This window comes from Rhizobium rosettiformans (assembly GCF_016806065.1).
Taxonomy (GTDB): domain Bacteria; phylum Pseudomonadota; class Alphaproteobacteria; order Rhizobiales; family Rhizobiaceae; genus Allorhizobium.
Genome location: NZ_CP032407.1, coordinates 91,460 through 116,206 on the forward strand (window position 1 = coordinate 91,460; position 24,747 = coordinate 116,206).

Below are 24,747 nucleotides of genomic sequence, written 5' to 3' on the forward strand. Positions count from 1 at the left end.
AAGCAGACGATAGCTCCAAGAGGTTACCACGAAGTTACATCCGCTACGGTACGGAACGTATGGAAGCTGAACCCATGAAGCTGCCTGCCGGCTGCAGCTCAACTGTTTAATGCGTCTTTCAATGCTTTTGCGGGTGTGAAGGCCAGCTTCTTGGCAGCAGCCACCTTGATGGTGGCGCCCGTCCCCGGGTTACGCGCCTCGCGCTCCGGGGTGTGCTTGACCTTGAACTTCCCAAAGCCGGGAATTGAAGTCTCGTCATCAGATACTGCCGCAGCTGTGATGGCAGCGAACACGGCTTCGACAATTGCTTTGGCCTGAGCACGCGTCACGCCATGATCTTCCACGATTTTAGCTGCGATCTCGTTGGTGGTGGTGGTGGTCATATGGGGTCCCGCTTTTTAATGACGACCAACTGTCCCCTACCTGCATGAAATTGTCATGCTCCAGCGTCTGCACAGCTCGAAAGTCGACACCATTACGGGCTTCTTCGAAGGCTCCAGATGCCAGCCTTCGCGCAGACCTTTCCGGCGAACGCGAATTCAGAGTTCGTCGGTGATCCAGCGCTTTAACTGAGCGATGTTCTCTTCGTTCCGGCGGTATAAGATTGAGCTACCTATTCTACGGGAGCTCAACAATCCGGCATTCTGAAGAATTGCAAGGTTTTGGGACACGGCCGACTGCGAAAGACCTTCCAGTTCGAAACGCCCCGCCGGCACGCCGCCTTTGGCGTCCGCAGCACTTATCCCGAAGTACTTCTCAGGCTGGCTTAGCCAAATCAGAAAGTCGACCCGTCCCGGATGTGACAGTGCCTTCAGCGCTCTATCGATGTCGACGCGCGGTTCCATCTGAATTTGACCAGTTACCGTCTCAGCAGGCCAGCTTCGGCCAACAACCGGAGTACCAGGTCGTCATCGCATCGATAGAAAATAGACTGGCTTTGTCGGCGAACTTTAACAATTCGCGCCTGACGCAGCTTTCCCAGATGCTGCGAGAGGGCGGACTGACTGATTTTAAGCTCGGCAGCAAGCTCGTTGACCGACCATTCCCGCTCAATCACTCGCACAAGAACAGCAAGCCTAACTGTGTTAGAAAGACTCGTGAAAACATTTGCAGCTTTCCCAAGCGGAGAGCCGTCATCCCTCAGACCGGATGGAGGTTCGAACTTCATCGATACAACATGCATGCCTACTCTCCATCAATATTATGCTTGTCTAATTTTTCATAGGCAAACATGATGAACCATTAGTTAATCGGAAGAGTGTGTGGTTCTTTTTGTTGGTTTGAGTTTTTCGGGTTGCGACTGTCTCGGCGCGGCGCGGACTTTATCGCGCCCTGCACCTTTCGCGACGTAGAGTGCCTTGTCACAGCTTTTCAGCAATTGTTGCGGGTCATCTGTCGTTGCGCTCAGAGATGCCAATCCAACCGATACAGTGACGCGGCCCTTGGTGCTGGAGACATGCGGAATATCCAACATTCGAACTGCAGTTGCGAGGCGGGTCGCCACATCATGCGCCCCCTCTTCAGGTGTTGCAGGCAAGATGATTGCGAATTCTTCACCGCCGTAGCGGGCGACGAGATCAAATTCGCCACGACAGGCAGAGCGAAGCACTCCTGATATCTGACGCAGAACTTCGTCTCCTGCAGGATGCCCGTAGGTGTCATTATATGCCTTGAAGTAATCGACATCTATCAACAGTAGGGAGAGAGGCGTCGCACACGTCTGTGCTGTGCGAACAGCATCGTCAAGCCGTCGGTCGAAGATACGGCGATTTGCCAGGTCCGTCAGCCCATCTTTGCTCGCCATTTGTTCCAGTTGCTGAACCGCCGCCTTCTTCTCGCTGACATCGGAATAGAGCGTCACCCATCCCCCATCGTTCACAGTCCGCGTCGTTTTCGATACCCAACGGCCATCGCTGAGCCTCAAGTCGGACTGTTGCGCAGACTGGCTTCGCTCCACTTCATCCTGCACCCAGGACAGAGGTGATGCACCTAACGGCAGCTTGATGTCCCCGCGTAGAACACCGGCAGTCAGAAGATCCGCCAGGGTTCTGCCGTAACAGCTTTGCTCATCGATGTAAGGGAAAAACTCCAGGTAGCGCTGGTTCCACATCACCAGCCGCCCATCCGGATCGAACATCGCCAGACCGTCGGCCATTTCAGCCATTGCGGTTTCCAGCAGAACCTGCGTGGAGATCAGCTCAGCCTGGAGTGACTTGCGAGCGGTGATATCAGAGGTGTGGCTGACTATGCCTTTGATGTTTCCCGCCTCAAAGTACGGGGCTTTTATTGTGCTCAGCCAGACGGTCTGGCCGTTCCGTTCGAACTGCTGCTCGAGTGTTACCGGCTTGGCTTCGCGCACGAAGGCCTGTTCCTGCTCCCAGAAAAGGGAGGCCTCCTCGCGGCTGTAGTAATCAAAATCGGTCTTGCCCACCATTGCGGCAGCACTTGTTGCTCCCATAAGGCTTGCTGTCGCTTCATTGGCGATCAGGAAACGGCCCTGAAGGTCTTTGACGCTCAATGCATCTGGAAGCGCGCTAACGATCTGCCTGTTTAGTTCATTCAGCTGCGCATTCTCGCGACGGATCAGATCGATGCGGATGAAGGATGTTGAGATCAACGTGCCCAGGAAGTTGAGGCCCAAAAGAATGAGGTGTGCGTTCTGCTGTGTGAGGAGATCCCGAACGTTTGGCGGTAACAGCAAGAGAATGAAGAACGCTATACCTGCGTTCAAGGCGCTGAACGTGACGACGTCCTGCCATCGGTTGAAGCCACGATTGGCCAATGAATAGCCCAGGAATGCGACCGCGAAAGCGAGCCAAACTCCGGTCAGTCCGAGCAGGACGCCGGCGCCGCCAAGCCAGACGCGCGCAGCAGACGCAAGACAGGCAGCAATTGCCGCGCCGACCGGACCTGAAATAAGCCCGACCACAGCGATGGGAACAATCCGCAAGTCGAAGCGAAAACCTGCAATGAGCTCGCCCGACATATTCATCAACAGCACGGCAGTCGCGCCAAAGAGCATACCACTAGCGATTTTGCCGGGCAGGGTCAGTTTCCCTCGGACCCGATCTCGTATAACCGAGCATATTGTGAGCGTAAGGCTGATCACGCCCAGCTGCGCCAGAAACGTGATCAGCAGGCTATCGGGTTCCATACATCATCACTTTGTCAGGCGGCAGACTTATGTGCTGCAATAGCTGATGCTTCGCCGCCTTCTCGGACTTTTGTTCGACGGTTGAGGACGAAGCTATTGACCAGGGTTGAGAGATGGGTCGAAGCGGATGAAAGCGTATGACTCAGCGCCGTCGTCTCTTCCACCATGGCAGCGTTTTGCTGGGTCATCTGATCCAACTCGTTGACTGCGATACTGATCTGGCGCAGTCCCGCAGACTGTTCGACAGCCGCCGTCGAAATGGCATCGACGTTCCGATCAATGGATGAAACATAAGTGTCGATCCGTGCGAGCGCGTGGCCGGTGTCATCGACCAGCTTGACCCCGACATTCACCTGCTGACCCGAATTCGAGACCAGCGTTTTGATTTCCTTGGCAGCCGCAGCTGATCGCTGTGCGAGTTCTCGGACTTCCTGAGCGACAACGGCAAACCCCTTACCCGCATCCCCTGCCCTTGCAGCCTCAACACCGGCGTTCAGAGCCAGCAAGTTTGTCTGAAACGCAATCTCGTCGATCACACCAATGATTTGGCCAATTTCCGCGGCCGACCGCTCGATATTCTTCATGGCCTCGATAGCGTTTTTAACGACCCGGCCGGAGTCTTCTGTGCAGACCTTTGCCTCCGCGACAAGCTTGCGCGTCTCGGTGCTTCGCTCTGAGGATTGTGCAACAGTAACGGCAACTTCTTCCAGTGCCGCGGAGGTTTCCTCGAGAGCTGCAGCCTGCTGTTCTGTGCGCTTTGCCAGATTGTCGGAAGCCGAGCGCATCTCCAATCCGTTTTCGTGAATGGCCCGCGTTGTATCCAGTACCTGCTCAAGCGTCGTCTGGAAGGACGCGAGCGCATTGTTGAAATCGTTTCGCAGCGGCTCGAAATCTGCCACGAAGGGCTCATCGATCGTATAGCGGATGTTGCATTGGGCAAGGCGCGCCAAACCGGCACCTAGCGTCTCCACCACATGGGACAAGGCTTCCGCCTGCTCGGCCATTGCGGACGCCCGACGTTGCTGTTCGGCCGCGGCAAATGTACGCAGTCCTTCCGCCTCCTCACGCATGCGCTGACGCTCAAGTGCTGCCTGGCGGAAGACCTCAACCGAGTGCGCCATCGCCCCGATTTCATCCGTACGGTCGCCAAACGGCACTTCCTTGGTCAGATCACCGCTGGCAAGATGAGCCATATAGCTGGAAATACCAGTGAGAGGCGTGATCGCACGCCGACGGAAGTACCAGATACCAGCGATGAACATCAGGACTGACAGTCCGCTGCCTGCAAATGCCAAACGCTCCAGCGAAACAGAAGTCGCCTGGGCCCCACTCTCCTCATGCACCAGGTGAGCGTTCGCCATCTGAACAAGTTCGCGCACGGCGGTGTCATGAGCCCAGAACTTCTCGCCCAACTTCCGGATCGCGGTAACTGCAGACGCTGCGTCACCGAACGCAGCGGGCCGTGGGAAGCGCTCGTTGTAGAGTAGCCAGAACGCATCGCCTTTAACCAAGACGTCCTCGGCAAGCTTGAGCTTGAGTGCCTGCGGCAGTTGCGATACCTGCCAGTATTGGCGTCGCGTTTCATAGTCCGTAGCCAGAGCAGCAATTTTGGTGGACGCACTCTCTGCCTTACTCGGATCAAGGACCGCTTCGCTGGCAAGCATGTAGGCCTCAACCAGATAGAGGGGCGGCGGCAGGATATCGGCGACGAGGTCCTTGCCATCGATGATACCGTCATAAACTGGGCCGTTAACCTTGAGCTGGGAAAGCGTGAAGCTCTGGAGCCCTATCGAAACCGCCAATCCAACGACGACCACAACAGCGAAAGAGAGAAGCAGGCGAGCAATAGTGAGTCTCGGCATGGAGGTTCCTTTGAGAACGGAAGCATGGGTCGGACCCATTAAAAACAGGATTACCTAATTTCTCGTTATCTTAAGAATTGGCACCTATCAAAAATCACTTAGCCTTTGGTGGAATGACATCGATTTAATCCCGTCAGCGAGTGATGTTCTCTCGCCGCCCTGTTACGACAACTGGAACTTAGATACGGCGATGTGAAGGAGTTGAGGGTGACCAATCACAACGACAGCGGAAGAGCACTTCTTGCGCTTATCGATCATACCGAGACGCTCTCGAAGCAAGTTCTGGCCTTGATCAATCTCAACGCCCTATTGCTTCGCGAGGTCTCCTTGGCGCAGCAAGAGCCGCTGGAGCATTTCGCCAAACTGGAAGCCGAAATCGGCGGCTTGGGCGAAGCAATCGCCCTGAGGACACGTCAATTCACCGATGTTCCCGTTTCGTCGGAGGCCATTACCGAAGTCTTTGAGCAGGTGCTAAGACAAGGACGCGCTCTCATTGAGATCGGCCATCACAAGCCGCCTGTCGACAACTAAGTGCAGACGGATGAGGTGGTTCCTCCGCTACGCCATGGCCGCGATGTCGGGCCAGGAGCTTGCGAATACGTTCGTCCCCCACACCATGCTCACTAGATATAGCAGTCGACGGACAATGAGCGTCAGCCGTTCAAGGTACTGTCGAGTAGTTGGGATTATGCGCCAGACGATTTGAGCGGCACGTACAGCGGGATCAGCGTCGTAATCCGTTCCGCCACGTCCATAACATCAAAATAAAAGCCAAAACCGCTACTATCGTTACCACATCCACGGCCATGTCCCACCAATGTTGGACCTCCGCAGTCTGTCTTCGTGATTCTTCGAAAAGTTCTCTTACGCAGTTTCTGTATGACTTGTACGCTGGGTTCGTCTCCATCGCATCAAATGTGGTGTTCTGCCAGGACCGCAAATAGCCGCCACATTCCAACTCGACCATTTCATGAGTGGGTGCCTGCGGGCGCACTTCCAAGCCCAGCCAGTTGCTCATGCCTCATGCTCCGGCCGTTTCTACCATACTATGCATCCATCAGATGCCCGCCGATCTGAGATGCGCTCGAGGCTCACGCCGCTATCTGTCTCGTTGCAAAGCGACACATGCACCAGCACGCCGAGCAGCTTAACCAACATTCCTCAGCGCTGGGAACCAATCGTCAAAATCGCATCCGGCCCGGACTTTTTCGATCTGCAGGCCCTGTGAAGGCCCTGTTGAATAAAGGCCACATCCGTCAACGAGATGAACCAGCTAAGCTACACACTCCCAAGTTCGTAACGCGCTGCCATCGCCACACTTTCCCTACGGAACCGTAAAAACTTCGTGGACCGGCTTGCAGCTCCTCTACCGAGCCTCTACGTTCGCGGCTCCCACGACCAACGAGGCAAATATGGCGACCGGAACAGTAAAATTCTTCGCGCAAGACAAGGGCTTTGGCTTCATTACCCCCGATGATGGCGGTCAGGACGTCTTCGTGCACATCTCCGCAGTTGGCTTCGGCGAGGCGTTGAAGGATGGCCAGAAGGTTCGCTATGAAGTAGGCCAGGACCGCAAGACGGGTAAAACCAAAGCCGAAAATGTCTCGGTGATCTGAGACGTGATATCAACAACGCTGCGCGGCGATCCGATCGTGTATCAGTCGTCGCGGGCGTTATTTTTGTTAGCAAAACTTACTATTTGGTCATCGGCAGCGTGACCGCGATGTTCAGATCACAGGTCTAATCAATAAGATCGGCGCAAACAGCAAAGCAATGAGTCAGAAGCGTCACTACGGAAACTTTTGCCCCGTCAGCATCGCTACCAGCTGGTACCGGCTTCGAATCCCACTCTGATATAGATGTATCAGAACCTTGGCGCTCTCCTGGGCCGACGGCGACGCAGGAGACACTCCGCGCAGTTCGCACATACGCACAAAAGCTTTCTCTAGCAGTGCCAGATCTTCAGCTGTCAGAACTGAATTCAGTTTCTTGGCCACGTCGTGAATCATCGGAGGGAATTATTCTCTCCTGAGAGGCAATTAAGTCCTTTATCTTCAATCATGCCGACAGCCTCGCGTACCGTAACTTAGTATTGCAGTTACCTACGAATTCTGTTGGTGAAGAAAGCTACTGCGCCCGGCCATTGCTTTCAGCTCTTCCTCACTCCGAAAGCCCGACTTGAAGAGGGCCACCAGTTCCGCCGCCAGGTCAAGCTCTTGATCCTTGTTCGACACGTCAGCCTGATCCCGAAACAGGTCCGCAAGCACGTTTCCCAATACTGCCAACCCTTGCGGGCCGATTTCCTGCTCATCATCGAAATAGGTTCCACCCATGAGCCGGTCCTCTCCCAAAGCCATGCCTGACCACATAGTGACATGACACCACGTCCATCAGCTTCGCAACACATTCTCGAGGAAGTTCAACGTCTATCCCGTTTCATCTCAACCGAGCAGACATTTGGTTCCCTCATCCTCTCCACGGGCATAGGGTGCCAGTGCCTATATGGATGACCAAGGATAAGCTGTCACACAGGTATACCTGCTGAGACAACCTCCGTGAGACGCAAATCAGTGTGTCATTTGGGTTGATTTTGCAGTTATGAGACGATACCCAAAGAACGTCTAGAACCTAATGAGACGTTTCATGGCAATTTACGGGTATGCGCGGGTCAGCACCATCGATCAGGATCTGGCGATTCAAGAGGCGGCTCTGAAGGCGGCCGGGTGCACGGTCATCCGGGCGGAAAAGAAATCCGGATCGACCAAACAGGATCGGAAGGAGCTTAACACGCTTCTGGAATTCATGCGGGACGGCGACAGCCTGGTCGTGACACGGGTCGATCGGCTGGCGAGGTCAGTTGGGGATCTGCAGGACATCGTACGGCTGCTCAAGCAAAAAGGGGTGACGCTGAAGGCGACGGAACAGCCGATCGACACCAGCTCAGCGGCCGGCAAAGCTTTTCTCGATATGCTCGGTGTGTTCGCTGAGTTTGAGACAAACCTCCGCAGAGAACGACAAATGGAAGGCATCGCCGCAGCGAAAAGCAGAGGCGTTTACAAAGGCAGGAAGCCGCATGTCGATGTCAGTGAAATCCGCCGGCTTCGAGCGGAAGGCATTGGGCCAACAGAGATCGCAAAGGCGCTCAAAATCGGTCGAGCGAGCGTCTATCGTGCTCTTAGAGAGAGCGCGGGTTCCTAATTTGCGGATGAAGGTTCGCCTATTCACTCCACACTATCAGAACCTAAACCGGTCGTTCGGGCAAGTGTTTGGTGCGCGCTGCCCGAGTAACCAGATAAACGCTGATCCCTTGCTCGCCAGAGTCTACTCGTGGGCATGGAAATCATTGCTCGGCAATTTGGATATGGATGTCTGAGATTTGACAGCCGAGACATCTGCTGTAAATGATGCCGCATGGGGTCGCGATCACCCCACGAGGCGTCATGCTAGAGAATCGCGTCCATCAACCCGGCTAACGGAGGACGCGCCATGCCGTCATTTCTCGAAATTTCTCCCGATAAACTGAACCGCCTTATCGGCACGCCCAGCGCCCCGGTGCTCATCGACGTGCGCACTGACGAAGACTTCCAGGCAGATCCGCGACTGATCCCCGGCTCGCTGCGCCGCCCTTACGATCAGGTCGCTGTCTGGGCAGGGCAGTTCACGACGCAGCCGGTCGTGACCATCTGCCAGAAAGGCAAGAAGCTCAGCCATGGCGTGGCGGCCTATCTGCGAACGCAGGGCGCGTCCGCCGAAGTCCTCGAGAACGGCATCGAGGCATGGGTATCCGCAGGCCTCCCTCTGGTCCCCGCCAGTCAGTTGCCCGAACGCGACGCGCAAGGGCGAACCGTCTGGGTGACACGATCGCGACCGAAGATCGACCGCATTGCCTGCCCGTGGCTGATCCGGCGCTTCATCGATCCGGGTGCGGTCTTCCTGTTCGTCGCGCCAGGCGAAGTATCCGCCGTGGCCGATCGCTTCCGCGCAACGCCATTCGATGTCGACGATGTCTTCTGGAGCCACCGGGACGAGCTATGCACCTTCGATGTGATGATCGAGGAATTCGGTCTTTCGACGCCACCTCTCCTGCGCCTGGCGACGATCGTCCGCGGCGCCGATACGGCCCGGCCGGATCTCGCACCCGAGGTGGCGGGCCTGCTCGCCGCATCACTCGGGCTGTCGCGCATGTTCAACGACGACCTTCAACAGCTTGAGGCCGGAATGACGCTCTACGACGCGTTTTACCGCTGGTGCCGTGATGCGACTGGCGAAACCCATGACTGGCCCGCTGGAAAGAAGGGTGACTGAGATGTCCGACACCGTGGTATCGACAGAGCCGCAACGCGGGTCGGCAGAGCATGGAATTTCCTTTATGGAGGCCTTCAAGGTCTGGCTGCGGGTGGCGGCGCTCAGCTTCGGTGGTCCAGCCGGACAGATTGCGGTGATGCACCGGATCGTCGTTGATGAGAAGAAATGGGTCGGCGAAGGCCGTTTCCTGCATGCGCTCAATTACTGCATGCTGCTTCCCGGCCCCGAAGCACAGCAGCTCGCGGTCTATCTTGGCTGGCTGCTGCATCGCACCGCTGGCGGCCTCATGGCCGGAATCCTCTTCATCCTGCCCGGCTTCCTGTCGATCCTTGCGCTCAGCTATATCTACGTCCTCTACGGCGAGGTGTCCGTGGTCGCAGGGCTGTTCTTCGGATTGAAGGCCGCGGTGCTGGCCATCGTTCTCCAGGCCGTCATTCGCATCGGCAGCAGGGCGTTGAAAGGTCCGGCGATGGTCGTGATCGCAGCGGCTGCCTTCATCGCCATCTTTGCCTTCCGGGTACCCTTTCCCCTGATCATCCTGATGGCGGGCGTTGTCGGCTATGTCGGAACGAGAGCCGGTTCGCCGCTGTTTAAGGCCTCCGGTGGTCACAAGTCTGCGGGTGGCAAAATTCTGTCGGATGCAGACTCTGCTCTCGGTGAAGGCATGCCAGCGCATGCGAGACCCAATCTGCGATGGTCCCTTCGGGTATCCGTCGTCCTTCTGCTTCTGTGGCTTGCGCCTGTAGCGCTGCTCTACGTCACCCTCGGCCCGGACAACGTGTTCACCCAGATCGGCGTCTTCTTCAGCAAGATGGCCGTTGTCACCTTCGGAGGCGCCTATGCCGTACTGGCCTATGTCGCGCAGGAGGCCGTACAAAACTATCAATGGCTGCGTCCCGGCGAAATGCTCGACGGTCTCGGCATGGCCGAAACGACACCGGGACCACTGATCATGGTGCTGCAATTCGTCGGTTTCATGGGTGCTTACCGTGATGCCGGCGGCCTTGGACCTCTTCAGGCAGCGACCATTGGCGCCGTCCTCGCCACCTGGGTGACCTTCGTACCCTGCTTCCTCTGGATCTTCCTCGGCGCGCCCTTCATCGAAAGGCTGCGGGGAAATGCCGCCATATCCGGCGGCATGGCGGCGATCACTGCGGCGGTGGTCGGCGTGATCCTGAACCTTGCCATCTGGTTCGGGCTGCACGTACTTTTCTCTGAAGTGAGTGTCGTTCGGGCCGGGCCGCTATCGATCGAACTGCCTGTCCTGTCTTCGATCGACTGGGCCTCGTTCACGTTGACCCTGCTCGCGGTCTTTGCGATCTTCCGGCTGAAAATGTCGGTGATGACGGTGCTTCTCGGCTCTGCCGTGCTTGGCATGGCATGGACACTGGCTGGCATGCGCTAACAGATCCGTTTGGCACAGCAAGAACGTGAAAGGCCGGCGGAGAGATCCGCCGGCCTTTGCAGTTACATCACGCGCTTGATGTCGGAATAGGCGCCATTGGTCTTCAGGGTGATCGTCACGGCACCACCGGTCCGGTTGCGCCAGAACCATCCGTGCTTCCCGTCGAAGGCCGCCTCCATCTCGCCGGAGTCCGTGGGCTCGGCGCGACCTTTCTTGTAGCTCGTGGTTTCGCCACTGTTTCCATCGGCATGCATGTCGTAGTTCACGCCGCCGCCTTCAGTCGTCCACTCATATGAGGCCTTTGCGCCCTTCACCATGGTCAGCTTGATCTCGGTTGCCTCTCCGGGCTGGAGTGTCACCGACATCTCGTCTGTCCGCATGGCATCTTGGGCATAGGCTGCCGATACACCGAACTCGCGGATGATCCGGTCAAGGATGTTTGATCCTTGCTGCGGGGTGGTCTGCATGGGTGTCGGAGTGGTGACACTGTTCTGCCGATCGAGTTCCGCCTCTTCGGCGAGTTGCGTCTTGATCTCACCCATTTCGGTGAGGCCCATGACAGAGCCGACACCGGTCGGATCGATCCCGTATTCGGACGGCATCACGACGGTGACGAGGAGAGCTGCGGCCGCAACGACGGAGAGCACGGTCGATTTGACGAGCTGCTTCGAGGACGGCAGGTCGTCGGGATTGGGAGCTTGGGAATTGAACATTTGATTTATCCTTGTTGAATCAGGAAACGAAGTAGCCGGTCATCTGCATGCCAAACAGCAGCCAGCCGGCGGTCATCATCAGCACATTGGCGGTGTAGGCATGGCGCAGGAAACCGGAGGTCTTGCGCCAGTAGCTCATGGCAATCAGGATGATCGCGAGCGCGATGAGCTGGCCGATCTCGACGCCGACATTGAAGGCGAGCAGGTTGGGAATGAGGCCATCGGCCGCAATCTCATATTCCAGGATCTTGGTCGCGAGACCGAGGCCGTGGAAAAAGCCAAAGATCAGCGTGGCGATCTTGGTGTTCGGCTGGAAACCCAGCCATCGCTGGAAGGCGCCGAGATTGTCCAGCGCCTTGTAGACGACCGAAAGCCCGATGATGGCATCGATCAGATAGGCGCTGACATTCCAGCCGAAATAGACGCCGAGCAGCATCGTCGTCGAATGACCGACGGCAAACAGGCTGACATAGATGGCAATGTGCTTCAGCCTATAGAGGAAGAAGATCACGCCGAACAGGAACAGCAGATGGTCATAACCGGTGACCATGTGTTTTGCTCCCAGATAGACGAAGGGGATCAGGTGGACCCCGGTGATCTCCTGGATATAGCCCTTGTCGCCTTCAGCAACGGCATGGGCTGCGGCCGTGCTTACAAGCAACAGCAGCGACAGGGCGGCAAGCGCCAGTGTGGTGGCAATGTGCCGGGTGAAATGCCCGTGCCACACGCCTCCGGGAAGAGGTGTATTCATGAATGATATCCGTAAACGAGGTGAACCTACCGCAGAATGCGGCGTGGATCAGACGTGGTTCACGGAACGCGGAGGCCGGTCTATGCCGTACGGGGGACCGCCGTCGAACTTGTCCTCAATGAGGGCATAGCTCGTCTGGAAGATGTTGCGCAGAACGTCGCCTGCGACAGTGACCAGTCCTGCCTTTTCGTGGGTATGGTCGGCGTGGTGATGATCGGGAGCGTTCGATCCGTCGATCGCAAATTCCAGATCATCATCGTGCGAATGATCGCCGTGATCGTGGGAATGCCCGTCATTTGTGACGGCAAAGGCAGGCGAATGCAGGCTGAGTGCGTGGGTTCCCGCTGGCACAAAGGCAAAGACAAGCATGGCGATGCAGGCCAGCACGGCCGTGAACCCAGTTCCGAATCTTCGTCCCTTTCGAAGCAGCATACTCAAGGAGATAACCGCCATTGATTACGAAAACAAGAATCCACATTGAAATATCCCCTCCAGGGGGATAGGAAATTTCATCATGACAGAGCATCGACACGAATCCCATCCCGACATCGTCAAGCGCCTCAAGCGTGCCGAAGGCCACCTGAAAAGTGTGATCGCCATGATTGAGGCAGGCAAGCCATGCCTCGACATCGCCCAACAGCTTCACGCGGTGGAGAAGGCGGTGGAAAACGCCAAACGGACGCTGATCCAGGATCATCTCGACCACTGCCTTGACGAGACCGTTGGCGCGCTGGATCTCCAGCAGCGCAAGTCTATCGATGAGTTCAAGGCGATCACCAAATATCTCTGAGGGAGCCGCCATGCTGGACGTTCTGGCCAATCGAACCTATCGGCATCTGTTCCTGGCGCAGGTGATCGCGTTGGTTGGGACAGGTCTCGCGACCGTGGCGCTCGGATTGTTGGCTTTTGACCTCGCCGGAGACAGGGCGGGTGCTGTGCTCGGTACGGCACTCGCCATCAAGATGATCGCCTATGTCACGGTGGCACCGATCGCCGGCGCATTCGCGGAAGTCCTGCCGCGCCGTGCCATGCTCGTTAGCCTCGATCTGGTGCGGGCTGCCGTGGCGCTGTGTCTGCCCTTCGTCACTGAGATTTGGCAGGTCTATGTGCTGATCTTCGTGCTCCAGTCGGCCTCCGCCGCCTTTACCCCGGCATTCCAGGCAACCATCCCCGACGTTTTGCCGGATGAGAAGGACTATACCCGCGCCCTATCACTTTCGCGGCTCGCCTACGATCTTGAGAGCCTTGTCAGCCCGATGCTGGCGGCAGCCCTGCTGACGGTCATTTCCTTCCATTCGCTCTTTGCCGGCACCGTCGTGGGATTTCTGGCCTCTGCGGCACTGGTCGTATCCGTGGCACTGCCAAACCATCCAGCCAAGGAGCGCAGAAGCATCTACGCGCGCACGACCCGTGGCCTTCGGCTATACCTCGCGACACCCCGATTGCGCGGTCTGCTTGCCCTTTGCCTCACCGTTTCGGCTGCGGGCGCCATGGTCATCGTCAACACCGTCGTCTTCGTCCAAGCGGGGCTGGGTCTTACCCAGACCGATACGGCTCTTGCGCTTGCCGCTTTCGGATGCGGCTCGATGCTCGCCGCCCTGTCCTTGCCCAATCTTCTGGATCGGGTCGCCGACAGGCCAGTGATGCTGTCCGGAGCGGCGATCCTCATTGCCGGACTGGTTCTGACCGCCTTCGTCAGTAACTACACCGTGCTTCTGGCGATCTGGCTGGTGATGGGGCTGGGCTACTCGATCGTACAGACACCTTCAGGCAGGTTGCTGCGCCGGTCTGCTCATGCTGAGGATCGCCCGGCCTTGTTCGCCGCCCATTTCGCTTTGTCGCATGCCGCCTGGTTGCTGACCTATCCACTGTCAGGATGGCTCGGCGCGACCATAGGCTTGCCTTTGACGGCAATCATTCTTGCCATTATCGCCGGGCTTGGCCTTATATGTGCATTCTGGCTCTGGCGGGCCTCTGACGAAGTGGAAGTCGAGCACAGCCATGACGATCTGGCGGAGAACGATCCGCATCTGATAGAGGGGCATCACCGCCATGGTAATCGACACAGCCACGCCTTCATGATCGATCGCCTGCATCCGGAATGGCCGCGTGAGCACTGACCTCGCGGCCTATTTCGGCCTGTTCAGCGCTGCATTTCTCGCCGCAACCATCCTGCCGGCACAGTCAGAGGCGGTGCTTGCGCTGATGATCCTCGCCGATCGCTATCCGCTTGCCGCCCTGATCGGTGTCGCAAGCTTGGGCAATGTGTTCGGCTCCGTGGTCAACTGGATGCTCGGACGGGGGATCGAGCACTACCGCGACCGTCGATGGTTCCCAGTGTCGCCGGAAAAGCTCGACAAGGCCGAAGGCTGGTACCGCCGCTATGGAAAATGGTCGCTGCTGGCAAGCTGGGTCCCGATCATCGGCGATCCGATCACCGTCATCGCGGGTGTGTTGCGGGTTCCGTTCCTGATATTCCTCACGCTTGTCACCATCGCCAAGGTCGGCCGTTATCTGGTGCTGGCCTGGGCGACGGTCACGGTGGCCTGAGCATGCTGACCTGGCTTTTAGAGTATCAGAAAGTGACCTATCTCGCATTCGGCGAGCACATAAGCACCTTCGCAAATGGCGGCGGCTCAGTCGCGTTCCTTGCCTTCCTGCCGATGGGTCTCCTGCTGGGTGCTGTCCATGCGCTGATGCCGGGCCATAGCAAGTTGCTGATGGCGACCTATGTTGTGGGCTCAAAGGGAGGGCCGTGGAGCGCGCTGCTCACCGCCATTGTCCTGGCGACCACGCATATCACCATCTCGGTCCTGATCGTTCTTCTGTCCCTGCCGCTGATCGATTACATGTTCGGCGGTTCTGGACCCGGATCGTCGCCAGTTCTGGAGCACCTGAGCCGTGGTGCCATCGGTCTGATCGGTCTCTGGATGATCTGGAGGGGTCTACGCGCCAGCAGTCACAACCATGCGCGCCGCCAGGGCGCAGGCTTTGGCTTCGTGGCCGGTCTTATCCCTTGTCCGCTGACACTGTTTGTCATGACCTATGCAACTGCGCGCGGGGTGCCCGCTGCAGGACTGCTGTTTGCAGTCCTCATGTTGGGCGGCGTTGCCCTGACACTATCTAGCGTCGCGCTGCTGGCTGTTTCCTTCAGGAAGGTCTTCGACCGGCTGTTCAGCCGCAATGAACAGAGGCTCAAGCTGTCTCGTGGACTGGAGATCACCGTCGGCCTCGGCATGGTCGCAGTTGCAACAATGACCCTCAGTTAGGCGGCATTCGCAGAAAAGGCAGCCTCTATAACTCGGATGGCGAGCGACTTTCCGGCTTTGCTACCAAGAACGTCTACATTGATTCAACGCACTAAGAGGGGAGAAAGGCGCTCTGCCCTCTCTCCCCCACAAGCACTAAACCGGTCTCCCCATGCTTCGGCCTGTGTGGCCTGCAGCACCGGCCGCATTTCCATGAAATCCGTCTCGGCCCTCCGGGTGGGTGATCCCCCTCCGGTTTAGCGCTTGTCCCCCTCTCTCCAGCTGTTCCGCACGAGCTCGGGAGCAGGAGCGGGGCTCCTGCCCTCCCTTCGATTTCGGGAGGTCAAGGAGTGATCGCTTGCGCTTGTGGAGAGGGAAAGATGTCAGAAAAGCTTGAGCTGCAACCCGACGAGCCTTTGTCCGTGAAGGTCGAACGTCACCGGGCCGTGTACCTGGCGGCCGTCAACGGCGAGGGTGGCGCTGACATGGATCAAGAAGCGAGGGCACGTATGGAAATCATCAGGCACGCGCCGTCAGATCAGGTTAAGAGAGATCAGAAGCTGCTTTACGTAGCAGGGTATCTAATTGCCTCCAAGGGAAGCCTAAACCCTGAGGAAATGGAGCTTCTTCTGTCAGGCTCCATCTCACTGCCGGGGCACTGATGAGCAACAGGCATCTGGCCCTGAAATCAGTAGTTGGTGGCAACCCATTCGCCGGAGGCAGACTTGGCAAATCCAATAACGCGATCGAGAGGAGCTGCGTTCGGATTCCTCTTGATGGCCGCAACGCATGCTACGCCTGGACCGCTGGCGTTCTCGTCACACTCTCCCAAGGTCAGGGTTACATCGGCTTCACCGCGGCCAGTCCTCAGAGGATTGCGGGCATAAGCCTTGCGGTATGCGGCTAGAGCTTCCTCTTCTGTCGGTATCTCAAGCACAGGAGCCGGAGGTTCGGGAATTAGGGAGGGATTGGCTGCAATAAGGGCCGCGATCTCCGCATCAGTAGGGGCCCGAACAACCGGCTCTGGCTCCGGCATGATGAGATAAGTACCTCCTGCACCGGCGAGAATGCCGATACCGGCTGCTGCTACGACGAGAATGTTGCTGTTCATGTCATCCACTCAGTCATTCAAGTTGAACCAAGCGCGCTGCTTGACGCCCTTATCGTTCGGAATGTCGAAATAATAAGGATCCGCGCGGCGAGGGCGGGGCTGAGTGATCTGCACCATGCAGCCATTGTCTCGGTTGAAAACATCATTTTCGTTGTTCTGGTTGATCTGCCGGATCGTGACACCTTTGCGCTCGTTTTCTCGGGCGTCACCAAATTGGGTACGGAAGGCGGCACGGTTGCTGCACTGGTTGACGGTTTTCGTGCACTGATCCTTGTCGTCTCGGCCCAAGAACGACCGATCCCCATCGGTGCGGGAGGAAACGGCGGTCATGCCGGCAGGGCATTCCTCGTAAGGTTCATAGCCCGGCTTTCCAGCTTTTGCTTCATGGCAGATCGGCCAGGAGAAGCCGGGCTTCGCCATAGCCGATATGAGCCTTTTCATCGGGGGAACGCAGTAGGGGACTCCATGCCAGGAGGGGCTTTGTGAGGCTGCGCACAAGAGAATCTGGCAACCCCATGAGGCATCCTCAGCCTTGGCAGATGCTGGAGAGATGGCAAGAGCCGCGAGCCCGACTACGGCAAAAAACACTGGTTTCATATCAGGTGTCCCTCTTGATCAATGCTGCTGAAATTGCCGGCTCGGAAAAAGGTCTTTCGAGCGGAGTCCTGTGTTGGATGCGTTCGCCTGCGGCGTAGATGACGGCCGAGATCAGCGCGAAGCACGCAAACCAGGAAATGCCGATGCGATAGAGCAGTGGCTGATTGGGAATATCCCGAGAAACCGCGGCGAAGGCGAAGAGCCCGACCAGGTAGCTGTCGAACGACAAGTGACGCTTGTCGTGGAAAGCCAGGGACAGGATGAGAAGGAAGGCCGCTAGTAGCGCGTGGATCCACCAGAGTCTCTGCGCCGGGGTTATGAGGGCGATCGAGAGGGAGATGGCAAGCAGCAAGCCAGCCAAGGGATCCGTTGCGAGAGAGGTCGCAATATGTGCGAGGTCTGGCAACTATCGGTCTGTCCTCTTCGGCTTGTTTCGCGCATCAGCAAAAGGAGGAGAGATCTCGCTTTTCCTCTCGGCCAATAGATTGAAGTCGGCGATCGGATGCCGATCTAGCGTCTTGTCGACGGCTTTCCGGCGCCATTCGTTCATGTCCAACACGTAGGTTCCCCACATCCCATACCGGGCGGCCATCGCGTTGGTCTGATAAGCGTAATACTGGGCGTTGATGTAAGGGGAATCGAGACGAGCCCAACCAACGCGCAGCATTTCGGCGGCGAGATCCACACCGTTAGTCGTGCATTGTGCGACGGGTATCCCATCGTTCGCGTAGGCCAGACCGACGCAAGTCGTGGGTCTGTTTCCGACAGTCCTTTTCAGCCAGGCCTTGGCGAAGGGACCGCATGGAACGGGGGTTGGAGCCTGTTGCTTGTCCCGGTTGGTCCACTTTGGGTTCAAAGCCCATTGAGGAAGCTCACAGGTGTCGATGCCAGCCAACCTTACTTTATAGCCATTGCCAAGCGTGCCGAACCATAGCGTGCGGCCGTCGAGAACGGTTACCGGGCCTTTGAACGTCGGCAACCGAACAGCAGCAGCAACGGGAGGCGCAGCCTGACCGCGTAGGGCGTGCCAGTTTTGATAGATCGGATCGGCGGCAAACGCCGGCAAGGCCAAAGAGCTTGCGGCGATAGCAAGGATAAGGCGGTTTCTCATGGCTGGGCGCTCCTCGATCGCTGGTTCGCCTCACGACTAAGCAGGATGGAAGGATGCTGAACGTCGGAGAATTGCCAAAGGCCGGCCTTTTTTTGCTGAGCAAGCTGCTCGGCTATGGCGTAGGGGGCATGATAAGGGAGACCATCGGTCTTCAAGGCGGCGAATGCATAGCCGCTTGTCACCATGATCTGCGCGAGGTCGAGCCTTTGACTGCCAACCGTGGCGTAACAAACGACATATGAGATGCCGTTAAGCGTCGCCACGGGGGCACAGATCGGTTTGGTGTCCTTGATGTAGGCAGCCAACATCGCAAGCGATGCCTCGCCGCAATCTTGTCTATTGCCCTGACCATCCGTGTAGGCAGTGCCGCGCAAGCAGGACTGGATGCCATAGAGACGAAACCGTTCTCCGTTCGAGATCCAGGTGTCCCCCGTTTCCAGGGTAATGCCGGGAGCAAGATCGAAGTACCCTTCAGGTGCGGCATTGGCTGCAAAGGGCAGTAGAGTCGCGACGAGTGCAGCAGCAAGCTTCATTGCGCCTTCACCCGAGGATCTGCCCACATGCCGTAGGAACCCTTCTGGCCGATTTCCTGAGCCTCCGTGAGATCAGGACGTTCGAATGAACCATCGGCTTTCTTAGTCAGGCGAACCGCTCCCAACGACAGAAGCTGCTCCTCAAGATTATCAACCGTGTCCATTGCTCCAGGATAGTTATAGTAGCCGTAGCAAGTGACATCTTGAACGGGGGCAGTCTGCTCGCTGATGAAGGCCCTGCAGAACAGAACCTTGGGGCTCTGCAGCATCGTTTGCAGCTGCTGCGTACCAAACTCCTCGCAAGTCCCGGAATAGTCCTCCGCGCGATTGACCAAATCGCCGTTGCAGGGCTGAACGCCATATAGATGCAACGTTGTCGATTCATCGACGCGAAACTCAGTCGCCGAGATAGCCTTGAAGCCATTGGCAGTTGCGTAACCTTTGCGATCAGCGACTTTGCCGGTCCCGTCGTAATACTCGACGACAAGAACCGTCTTGCCCGGCGCCGCCAGTGACCTGATGTAGTCCTTGTTCACCGCAGGAGCGGCAAGCGCTTGTGTTGCCAATGCGCAACTTAGAAGCGCAGGAATGATGGCCTGTTTCATATTCTAGCCCTAACCATCCGTAGTGCGATTGTTGACCCTGCAAAATAGGGTTTAACACCGATCAGAAAACTTGTAAGAGTGCATCAGTTCGGTATCATGTGTGCATTGACTCTAGTCGGTTTTCGTGGCGATCACAACACCGTTTGACGGGCGGGTGCGATGGATAAAAACACTGTCTATGCAGGGTATCTAGGCCCGCGAACCCTGACTAGCGCAGCATTATCCATGCTGCTCGCGGCCAATACTGCTGCGTCACAAGACCTAGCCGCAACAGGGCGTATTTCCAGCGATTACAACGGTTCTGTGACAATCAACGAGGAATCTCTTGTCACGAACTTCGAAGATCGCTGGAGCGGTGTCGAGACATCAGAGAAGGAATTCGTCCTTGGTGCAAACGGTGTTGTCACGAAGGGCGGAGCCGAGGATTTGGGCGCAACGGCGTCGAACGACGCGGGAGCCAAATGGCATCAAATTGATGCGTCTATCAGCGCGTATTTTGATGTCTCGGAGCGCGCCACCGGCCGCATTGAGCCTGTCCAGACTCCCACTCTAGATACTACATCTAGTGATACCCCCAAAAATCTAGGGGCACGGACTCCCGTTGAAGAGTGCGGGCCGTCGCCCCTGTCACCTGATGAGATTAAAGCGCTGGTTGTATCCACTGCGCGCCGATACAGCGTCGACGAGGGCTTCGCGGTTGCGATTGCCTGGGCCGAAAGCCGCTTCGATGAGATCCGCAATTCACCGAAAGGCGCACGCGGACCGATGCAGCTTATCCCCGAAACGGCGGCTCGCTTCGGTGTTCAGGACATTTGCGATCCCGCTCAAAACATCGAGGGCGGGATGAAGTACCTGCGCTTCCTGCTCGATGAGTTTCAGAACCCGCTTCTGGTCGCAGCCGCTTACAACAGCGGGGAGGCTCGCATCTACGAATATGGCGGCGTTCCGCCATTCCAAGAAACCGTCGGCTATGTCGCAAAGGTCGTGAATTTCCAGCTTGGCCTACCGATGCCAACCGGCAAACGGAAGGCGAACGGGATCGTCCGAGACATGGCGGCAAAGAACACCAGCGATGCCGGAGTCATCGCTGTGGAGAAGACCGGCAAGTTCGTCGGCGGCGTGATGCATTTTTAAGGAGAGAACTATGAACAACGTCGTTTCCCGGCATTCCGGGGCATTGAAGGCAGTGGCCGTCATTGGCTTGGTGGCAGCCCTGCAAGTTGCAGGCGCTGATCAAGCGCTTGCACAGGCTAGCGGTGGCGGCGGCGGTGCATTCGCCCCCCTTCAGACAGCCGTGCAGATGATCGTTGACTTCATCACCGGACCCTTCGGACGTCTGATGGCAATCATCGCCGTGATTGGCCTCGGCTTCCTTGCCTTTGCCGGCAGGCTCTCGTGGTTCACGGCCGGAGCCGTCGTCATTGGCATCGGTCTCGTGTTCGGCGCCCCTGCCATCGTTGACCAGATGATTTCGTCGGTAGGCGGCGGCTGATGAGCGATTTTCAGGACGAGAAGCCAGCTTTGACGCCGTTGGTGATCGGCTTGACCCGTTCTCCGACGCTATGGGGCGTCCCCTACATGGCGGTCGTCCTGATCATCGGCGTGACAATCATTGGGTGGCTGGTGACGAACCATCTGGCGGCACTGCTGATCGCGCCAGCCGCCTATCTTGTCCTTTTCTCGCTTTGTGCCTGGGACAGCAAGATTCTCGACGTCCTGCAGGTCACGTCCCGCAAGACGCCAAGGACCCCCAACAAACGCTTTTGGGGCACCAACTCATACGGACCATAGTAGATGCTGAAAGTCGTCAAGGAAGAGCTTGGGTTTGGGGTGGTCGCCGGCAACGAGCGGCCTATGTCCGTTCACATCCCCTATATGCGGCATGTGTCTGACACGGTCATCGGGCTCGAGAATGGAACCCTGATCAGCGTCATCAAGCTTGATGGACTGTTCTTCCAGACGGAGGACCAGGCCGAATTGAACATGCGTTCTGTTGTGCAGAACACCATGATCCGAGCTCTAGGTTCGAGCCGCTATTCTCTTTGGTCGACTGTAATCCGTCGTGAGGTCGAGACCGAAATCGGCGGTTCGTTCGATTCCTCCTTCTGCGAGATCCTGAACGACCGCTATATGGACCAACTTCGCAAGAAGCGGATGTTCACGAACGAAATCTACCTGACGATCGTGCGTTCGGGCATGAAAGGGGCGCTTGGCCTCGGCGACTCGCTGAAGCGGATCTTTGAACGCTCGAACAAGGAGGCCAGGTCCCAAGCGACCCGTGAAGACGTGACCGACCTCGAAGAGCTGGTTGGGAACATCGTGAAAGAGTTGCACAAGTACGGCGCAAAGCCGCTTGGCATTACGTATCGCAAGAAATCGGACGATACCGCGAAAAAGGACATCGATGGAGAAGACGCTAAGGGCGATCCGTATTCGGAGCCCTGCGAGTTCTTCAACACGATCCTGACCTGCGGTGTGCCGCGAAAGATGCGGCTTCCGCGCATGGGAATTCGGAACTACGTCGGCACTTCACGGCTTCACTTTTCAAAGCGGACTATGCAGGCACAAGCGGCGGTGGAAGAAGATAGCCGCTATGCCGCTCTACTCTCGATCAAAGAATATCCTCCATTCACTGGTCCCGGCATGCTGGATGGATTGCTCCAGGTGAACCATGAGTTCATCCTGACACAGTCGTTCACGCTGGCTGACAAGCCGATCGCACAAGAACGGATCAGCCGTCTCCAGCGTCAGATCAAGGCCTCCGACGAAGCGGGTAGCTCTGTCGAGTCCGAGATCGACTATGCGCTCAACAGCCTTCTTAATCAGGAGGCTGTTTTTGGATTTCATCACTTCTCGCTGCTGTGCATTTCGCGGGACCTCGACGGATTGAGCCGTTGCGTGTCGGAACTTGGCGCTTGCCTCACCGACATGAACATCAACTGGCTCCGGGAGGATCTCAATCTTGAAGCGGCGTTCTGGGCGCAGCTGCCGGGAAACCGCTCCTACATCTCCCGCATCGCCATGCTGTCAAGCGCCAACTTCTCCGGCCTTTCCTCGATGCATAATTTCGCGACTGGACAAGCGGATCGGACCCATTGGGGCCTGCCGATCACCATTCTGGAAACGACCTCACAAACCCCCTACTGGTTCAACTTCCACCGTCGCGATATCGGGCACTTCACGGTGACTGGTCCGACAGGATCCGGCAAAACCGTAGGTTTGACCTTCCTGCTGGCTCAGGCGATGCGGGTATCACCCACGCCTCGCGCCGTGTTCTTCGACAAGGACCGGGGGGCTGAGATCTTCGTCAGGGCGATCGGCGGAGCCTACGAGGTTCTGTCTCCAGGAACACCCACGGGCTTTAACCCGCTGCAACTGGAAAACACCGGCGAGAACCGGGAATTTCTGGTCCGTCTGCTCAAGGCCATGCTGCGCGGCGATCGTCGCACCGACTTCACGCAAGAGGACGAGGACACGCTGGAAAAGGCAATCGTCCGGATTATGCAGGAGCCGGCAGCTCAGCGGAACCTCCCCAATCTTGCCGGCCTCTTGATGGGGCGGTCCAAGGCCGATGCCAACGATCTATACTCGCGGCTTCGCCCTTGGATCGAAGGCGAAAAAGCTTGGCTGTTCAACGCGCCCCATGACGTCCTGTCCTTCTCGGGTCACAGCGTCTTTGGCTTTGATATGACCAACATCCTCGGAAACGAGGAGCTAAGAACCCCTGCGCTGATGTATCTTTACCATCGGCTGGACGAGCTGCTGGACGGTAACCCCGTCATGTTCTTCATGGATGAAGGCTGGCAGCTGCTGATGGATGACACTTTCAGCGCCTTCATCGTCGACAAGATGAAGACGATCCGAAAGCTCAACGGCATCGTGGGCTTTGGTACGCAGTCGGCTGCTGACATTACCAAATCCAAAGCGTCGCACACGCTCATTGAGCAATCGGCGACCAACATCCACTTCCCGAACCCACGGGCTGACGAAGAGAGCTACATCAAGCGCTTCGGCCTGACAGTGAAGGAGTTCAAGTTCATCAAGAACACGCCTCCTGAAAAGAGAACCTTCCTGATTAAGCATGGCAACGACTCTGTCATTGCGCGTCTCGATCTGTCGACAATGCCGGATCTCGTGAAGGTGCTTTCAGGACGCAAGGAGACGATCGAGGAGTGCGCGGCACTTCGCGAGCAGTACGGAGACGAACCCGAAAACTGGTTGGCGAAATTCTGCGGATGGGAGAAGGCCGAATGAGGAACAGTCGGACTCTAACGCTGCTAGTTGCAGCCTTGGCTTGGGGAACAGCGCCCCCCGCCTCCTCGCAGGTTCCTGTTACGGATGGCGCCCTCACTTCAACAGATGCAGTGCGCAATGAAACGACGAAGCAGATCGAGGAAACAGACAGTCGCCGGCACTCCGTGAGCAAGAGCGTCACCTGCTCGATGTACCGGCCGGGGCGCGGAGGTGACGCCCCCTCGGCAGCACAAGCCAATCCGGAGATTGTCGGGCTCGTGAAGCGAGTGGCGCGTGAGGAAGGGGTAGACGAAACCCTCTTCATGTCTCTCGTCTACCAGGAGAGCCGGTTCAATCCCTGCGCAAAGTCGCCTGTCGGCGCTATGGGCTTGTCGCAGCTGATGCCGGGCACAGCCAAGGATCTTGGCGTAAATCCTCACGATATCGAGGATAACCTTCGCGGCGGCGCACGCTACCTGAAGCAGCAGCTCCGCACCTTCAACGGCAATACCAACCTTGCGCTCGCCGCGTACAACGCGGGGCCAGGCAACGTCCGCAAGTACGGCGGCATCCCTCCGTTCAAGGAGACGCAGGGCTATGTCGCCGCGATCAAAGGCAAATGGATGCCTCAGTTTGGAGGCTCTGATGTTTCGAACATCCCCGAAAACTTCGGCGGAGGCACGTCGGGCTTTTCAGGTGCGAGAGACGCAACGATCAACTCAATGGCAACCAGCCAGTCGATTTCCGAAAACAGCGGGAACGTCGCGTCATGGCTTCAGCAACTCGGCCAGATGGAAAGCGGCACGATCCAAGACAGCTGGGACCACAATTCCGGCGCACGCAATGCGAACCTCGAAATGATGAACCAGGTCATCCGCCTCGGAACAACGATGGCGGAGCTTATGAATTCTCAAAATGCACTTGATCTGGGCGGGCTCTCGGGGTCTTCGCGGTCCAGCGACTACAAGCGAGACGAGAAGGAAGACGATCGCGAGGTAGCTGACCTCTGCGACAAGGAACTGCAGCTTGAGTGGAATCCGGAGGAACAGGCCTGCGTTCGAAAACTCGAACCAGAGGCTGACATGAAGCTGATGTTGAGCGCCGAATGACAAGGAGAAC

Annotated in this window: 30 protein-coding genes; 15 read left to right on the plus strand and 15 right to left on the minus strand. The window is 57.4% G+C overall.

Going from position 1 to position 24,747, the window contains the following annotated elements; genetic code table 11:
- Window positions 1–98 precede the first annotated feature (98 nt).
- The 5 genes from D4A92_RS24275 to D4A92_RS24295 form a co-directional block, all read right to left on the minus strand.
- A complete protein-coding gene (locus D4A92_RS24275; RefSeq protein ID WP_203020984.1) occupies window positions 99–383 on the minus strand; it encodes an HU family DNA-binding protein in 285 nt (94 codons plus the stop codon).
- Between the two features lie 156 nt (window positions 384–539).
- Window positions 540–845 carry an ArsR/SmtB family transcription factor gene (locus D4A92_RS24280; RefSeq protein ID WP_203020986.1) on the minus strand — a complete coding sequence of 102 codons (306 nt, stop codon included), beginning with the start codon at window positions 843–845 and terminating at the stop codon, window positions 540–542.
- 14 nt (window positions 846–859) lie between these two features.
- Window positions 860–1,183, minus strand: a complete 324-nt coding sequence (locus tag D4A92_RS24285; RefSeq protein WP_246754169.1) for an ArsR/SmtB family transcription factor — start codon at window positions 1,181–1,183, stop codon at window positions 860–862.
- A gap of 63 nt (window positions 1,184–1,246) precedes the next feature.
- On the minus strand, window positions 1,247–3,154 hold the full coding sequence (locus tag D4A92_RS24290) for a diguanylate cyclase (RefSeq protein ID WP_203020988.1): 1,908 nt from the start codon (window positions 3,152–3,154) through the stop codon (window positions 1,247–1,249).
- Window positions 3,155–3,168: 14 nt separating this feature from the next.
- Window positions 3,169–5,016, minus strand: a complete 1,848-nt coding sequence (locus tag D4A92_RS24295; RefSeq protein ID WP_203020990.1) for a methyl-accepting chemotaxis protein — start codon at window positions 5,014–5,016, stop codon at window positions 3,169–3,171.
- Window positions 5,017–5,223: 207 nt separating this feature from the next.
- On the opposite strand from D4A92_RS24295, the gene D4A92_RS24300 reads away from it, so the two are divergent.
- The gene (locus tag D4A92_RS24300) at window positions 5,224–5,547 is read left to right on the plus strand and encodes a hypothetical protein (RefSeq protein WP_203020992.1); all 324 of its coding nucleotides are present in this window, start codon (window positions 5,224–5,226) and stop codon (window positions 5,545–5,547) included.
- Window positions 5,548–6,428: 881 nt separating this feature from the next.
- Window positions 6,429–6,632 (plus strand): cold-shock protein, encoded by a 204-nt coding sequence (locus D4A92_RS24305; protein ID WP_203020994.1) that lies wholly within the window; start codon window positions 6,429–6,431, stop codon window positions 6,630–6,632.
- A 486-nt stretch (window positions 6,633–7,118) separates the two neighbouring features.
- Here the strand turns inward: D4A92_RS24305 and D4A92_RS24310 are convergent, their stop codons facing one another.
- Complete coding sequence (locus tag D4A92_RS24310; RefSeq protein ID WP_203020996.1) at window positions 7,119–7,349, minus strand: hypothetical protein; 231 nt, start codon at window positions 7,347–7,349, stop codon at window positions 7,119–7,121.
- 310 nt (window positions 7,350–7,659) lie between these two features.
- Here D4A92_RS24310 and D4A92_RS24315 point away from each other — a divergent pair, with 310 nt between their 5' ends.
- The 3 genes from D4A92_RS24315 (at window position 7,660) to chrA (ending at window position 10,726) form a co-directional block, all read left to right on the plus strand.
- Window positions 7,660–8,214 carry a recombinase family protein gene (locus tag D4A92_RS24315; protein WP_203020998.1) on the plus strand — a complete coding sequence of 185 codons (555 nt, stop codon included), beginning with the start codon at window positions 7,660–7,662 and terminating at the stop codon, window positions 8,212–8,214.
- Between the two features lie 288 nt (window positions 8,215–8,502).
- Window positions 8,503–9,321 (plus strand): chromate resistance protein ChrB domain-containing protein, encoded by an 819-nt coding sequence (locus tag D4A92_RS24320; protein ID WP_203021000.1) that lies wholly within the window; start codon window positions 8,503–8,505, stop codon window positions 9,319–9,321.
- Window position 9,322: 1 nt separating this feature from the next.
- A complete protein-coding gene (gene chrA, locus D4A92_RS24325) occupies window positions 9,323–10,726 on the plus strand; it encodes a chromate efflux transporter (protein ID WP_203021002.1) in 1,404 nt (467 codons plus the stop codon).
- Between the two features lie 62 nt (window positions 10,727–10,788).
- Here chrA and D4A92_RS24330 read toward each other — a convergent pair whose 3' ends face one another.
- The 3 genes from D4A92_RS24330 to D4A92_RS24340 are packed head-to-tail and all read right to left on the minus strand — an operon-like array spanning window position 10,789 to window position 12,577.
- Complete coding sequence (locus D4A92_RS24330; protein ID WP_203021005.1) at window positions 10,789–11,439, minus strand: transmembrane anchor protein; 651 nt, start codon at window positions 11,437–11,439, stop codon at window positions 10,789–10,791.
- A 19-nt stretch (window positions 11,440–11,458) separates the two neighbouring features.
- Window positions 11,459–12,190 carry a HupE/UreJ family protein gene (locus D4A92_RS24335; RefSeq protein WP_235818330.1) on the minus strand — a complete coding sequence of 244 codons (732 nt, stop codon included), beginning with the start codon at window positions 12,188–12,190 and terminating at the stop codon, window positions 11,459–11,461.
- Between the two features lie 48 nt (window positions 12,191–12,238).
- Window positions 12,239–12,577: a hypothetical protein gene (locus D4A92_RS24340; RefSeq protein WP_246754170.1), complete on the minus strand. Its 339-nt coding sequence runs from the start codon at window positions 12,575–12,577 to the stop codon at window positions 12,239–12,241.
- A gap of 127 nt (window positions 12,578–12,704) precedes the next feature.
- Between D4A92_RS24340 and D4A92_RS24345 the strand changes: the two genes are divergently transcribed.
- The 5 genes from D4A92_RS24345 (at window position 12,705) to D4A92_RS24365 (ending at window position 16,100) form a co-directional block, all read left to right on the plus strand.
- The gene (locus tag D4A92_RS24345; protein WP_203021007.1) at window positions 12,705–12,980 is read left to right on the plus strand and encodes a metal-sensing transcriptional repressor; all 276 of its coding nucleotides are present in this window, start codon (window positions 12,705–12,707) and stop codon (window positions 12,978–12,980) included.
- 10 nt (window positions 12,981–12,990) lie between these two features.
- Window positions 12,991–14,310, plus strand: coding sequence for an MFS transporter (locus D4A92_RS24350; protein ID WP_203021009.1), 1,320 nt, complete (start codon window positions 12,991–12,993; stop codon window positions 14,308–14,310).
- A complete protein-coding gene (locus tag D4A92_RS24355; protein WP_246754171.1) occupies window positions 14,300–14,740 on the plus strand; it encodes a YqaA family protein in 441 nt (146 codons plus the stop codon). The genes D4A92_RS24350 and D4A92_RS24355 overlap by 11 nt, the downstream gene beginning before the upstream one ends.
- Window positions 14,741–14,742: 2 nt before the next feature.
- Window positions 14,743–15,459, plus strand: a complete 717-nt coding sequence (locus D4A92_RS24360) for a sulfite exporter TauE/SafE family protein (RefSeq protein ID WP_203021011.1) — start codon at window positions 14,743–14,745, stop codon at window positions 15,457–15,459.
- Between the two features lie 359 nt (window positions 15,460–15,818).
- Window positions 15,819–16,100, plus strand: coding sequence for a hypothetical protein (locus D4A92_RS24365; protein ID WP_203021013.1), 282 nt, complete (start codon window positions 15,819–15,821; stop codon window positions 16,098–16,100).
- A gap of 26 nt (window positions 16,101–16,126) precedes the next feature.
- Here the strand turns inward: D4A92_RS24365 and D4A92_RS24370 are convergent, their stop codons facing one another.
- The 6 genes from D4A92_RS24370 to D4A92_RS24395 form a co-directional block, all read right to left on the minus strand.
- Window positions 16,127–16,549: a hypothetical protein gene (locus D4A92_RS24370; RefSeq protein WP_203021015.1), complete on the minus strand. Its 423-nt coding sequence runs from the start codon at window positions 16,547–16,549 to the stop codon at window positions 16,127–16,129.
- A gap of 9 nt (window positions 16,550–16,558) precedes the next feature.
- Entirely contained in the window at window positions 16,559–16,969 is a 411-nt protein-coding gene (locus D4A92_RS24375) for a hypothetical protein (RefSeq protein WP_348649902.1), read from the minus strand.
- A gap of 178 nt (window positions 16,970–17,147) precedes the next feature.
- On the minus strand, window positions 17,148–17,498 hold the full coding sequence (locus D4A92_RS24380) for a hypothetical protein (protein ID WP_246754172.1): 351 nt from the start codon (window positions 17,496–17,498) through the stop codon (window positions 17,148–17,150).
- A 54-nt stretch (window positions 17,499–17,552) separates the two neighbouring features.
- A complete protein-coding gene (locus D4A92_RS24385; protein WP_203021021.1) occupies window positions 17,553–18,257 on the minus strand; it encodes a thermonuclease family protein in 705 nt (234 codons plus the stop codon).
- Window positions 18,254–18,790 (minus strand): thermonuclease family protein, encoded by a 537-nt coding sequence (locus D4A92_RS24390; RefSeq protein WP_203021024.1) that lies wholly within the window; start codon window positions 18,788–18,790, stop codon window positions 18,254–18,256. The genes D4A92_RS24385 and D4A92_RS24390 overlap by 4 nt, the downstream gene beginning before the upstream one ends.
- On the minus strand, window positions 18,787–19,395 hold the full coding sequence (locus tag D4A92_RS24395; RefSeq protein ID WP_115672744.1) for a hypothetical protein: 609 nt from the start codon (window positions 19,393–19,395) through the stop codon (window positions 18,787–18,789). Before D4A92_RS24395 ends, D4A92_RS24390 begins: the two co-directional genes overlap by 4 nt.
- 225 nt (window positions 19,396–19,620) lie before the next feature.
- On the opposite strand from D4A92_RS24395, the gene D4A92_RS24400 reads away from it, so the two are divergent.
- Genes D4A92_RS24400 through D4A92_RS24420 form a run of 5 tightly spaced genes read left to right on the plus strand, consistent with a single transcriptional unit; the run spans window position 19,621 to window position 24,737 of the window.
- Window positions 19,621–20,529: a lytic transglycosylase domain-containing protein gene (locus tag D4A92_RS24400; RefSeq protein ID WP_246754173.1), complete on the plus strand. Its 909-nt coding sequence runs from the start codon at window positions 19,621–19,623 to the stop codon at window positions 20,527–20,529.
- Between the two features lie 10 nt (window positions 20,530–20,539).
- Window positions 20,540–20,887, plus strand: coding sequence for a TrbC/VirB2 family protein (locus D4A92_RS24405; protein ID WP_120279301.1), 348 nt, complete (start codon window positions 20,540–20,542; stop codon window positions 20,885–20,887).
- On the plus strand, window positions 20,887–21,186 hold the full coding sequence (locus tag D4A92_RS24410) for a type IV secretion system protein VirB3 (protein WP_081950740.1): 300 nt from the start codon (window positions 20,887–20,889) through the stop codon (window positions 21,184–21,186). Before D4A92_RS24405 ends, D4A92_RS24410 begins: the two co-directional genes overlap by 1 nt.
- 3 nt (window positions 21,187–21,189) lie before the next feature.
- The gene (locus tag D4A92_RS24415) at window positions 21,190–23,649 is read left to right on the plus strand and encodes a VirB4 family type IV secretion/conjugal transfer ATPase (RefSeq protein WP_203021028.1); all 2,460 of its coding nucleotides are present in this window, start codon (window positions 21,190–21,192) and stop codon (window positions 23,647–23,649) included.
- Complete coding sequence (locus D4A92_RS24420; RefSeq protein ID WP_037093748.1) at window positions 23,646–24,737, plus strand: lytic transglycosylase domain-containing protein; 1,092 nt, start codon at window positions 23,646–23,648, stop codon at window positions 24,735–24,737. Before D4A92_RS24415 ends, D4A92_RS24420 begins: the two co-directional genes overlap by 4 nt.
- The last annotated feature ends 10 nt before the right edge of the window (window positions 24,738–24,747 follow it).